Here is a 1,644-nt window from a genome sequence, read left to right on the forward strand (position 1 = left end):
CGGTGTTTTTCAAGACAGTTGTCGCCTAAATGGTTAAGCAGCTTCTTTGTGTTGCTCTGGATTTAACTCCACAGCACCTATTGGCTGCCAGTTTCGCTCTTCTTTTGACCATCGTTCTGGATGCTCATTTCTTTTTTGTTGATACAACACTTTTCGTTTCGCTAGTATTTCAACATCCAAACCAGCATGTCTCTGGCTCGGTGTCACAAATTTAATCCTGCTATGGCAATGCTCATTGTTGTACCAATAAACAAATTCCTTCACCCATTTACGCGCTTCATCTAACGATTTAAAACCTTCGCTAGGCCAACGAGGATGATACTTTACCGTTCTAAACAGTGATTCTGAGTACGGATTATCATTACTTACCCTTGGGCGACTTCGCGAGGTAACAACACCTAAATCGTACATTTTAGCCCGCATCGTCAGGCTTTTCATCGGCGCACCATTATCTGAATGCAGCACTACGTCTTGCTTCAAGCATTTCTCGGCCCAAACGCTGCGCTCTAGTAGTGCGGCCGCTTGCTCACCTGTTTCGTTATAGTGAACTTCCCAACCGACTATTTTACGACTGTAGATATCTTCAATCATATACAGGTAATAGTGTTTGCCTATCACTGTTGTAGGCAGGTAACTGATATCCCAACTCCACACTTCTTTCGCTTTGTTAGCCGTATAACTTGTTGGCTTTTTATGGATATTTCTCGGCTTAGCTTTACCTCGGTGGTGTAGCATGTTTTCAGCATGCAATATACGATAAAAACTCGACTCCGAAGCGATATATTCACCTCTATCGGCTAGTATTGGTACAATTTGACTTGGCGGTAATGAGGCAAACTCTTCGCTGTTACAAACATTAATCACAGCTTCTCTTTCAGCCTTACTCAGTTTATTCCCAGGCTCTAGCCTAATGGCTGTTGGCCTTTTATCTGCGCCAACTTCACCGCCTATTCGCCAACGCTGCAAGGTTCTTGTTGAGAAACCAATAACTTCACAGGCCTTATCTTGCCTCGCACCAGACGCTACGGCTGTGCTGACCAACTGTGCATGATTTTGCCTATCGGTCAGCGAAATTAGCTGTCCTCTTTGTCCTTCCAATAGGCATCGAACTTTTTTCCTAATACAAGCAATGCGGCGGTTTCGGCTAAAGCTTTGTCTTTTCTGCGCACCTCGCGCTCTAATTCCTTAATGCGTTTTTTGTCTGACTTTTGCTCAGGCGTTACCTTTGCTCTTTTTGTCGGTTTTGCTGTTGTATTAACAGCAATACAAGCTTGCTTCCATGCTTTTACTTGCTCAGAATATAAGCCCTTAATTCGGCAATACTCACTTAACTCAACTGCCGATAGTGTGGCGGTTTCCAGTACAACTGCAAACTTTTCCTCACTTGACCACTTATCTGACGAACTCACTTTTGTCACGTTTAAACCCGAAGTATTAAATTGCTTTTGCCAACTATACAGGGTTGAGAGGTTAATACCCTCTTGCTCTGCAAACTGTCGAACTGACAAGTCACTTTGACTGAGCTTAGTTAATATTGCTGCTTTAAACTGACTTGAATATCTTTGATAATCCACTATCTTTGACTTACCGCACCCTGTTTATTTATAAAATTAATTGAGGCGACAACTATCCTGACACAGGGGG

At 43.0% G+C, this 1,644-nt stretch carries 1 protein-coding gene; it reads right to left on the reverse strand.

Features of this window, described 5'->3' with window-relative positions; translation table 11 throughout:
• Positions 1-33: 33 nt before the first annotated feature.
• A protein-coding gene (locus tag H4J54_RS00140) for an IS3 family transposase (protein WP_182188831.1) occupies positions 34-1,574 on the reverse strand; the annotation gives its coding sequence in 2 pieces (ribosomal slippage) (positions 34-1,109 and positions 1,109-1,574; 1,542 coding nt in all).
• Between the last annotated feature and the right edge of the window lie 70 nt (positions 1,575-1,644).

The sequence above is a fragment of the Colwellia sp. MB3u-8 genome, assembly GCF_014076985.1.
Taxonomy (GTDB): domain Bacteria; phylum Pseudomonadota; class Gammaproteobacteria; order Enterobacterales; family Alteromonadaceae; genus Cognaticolwellia.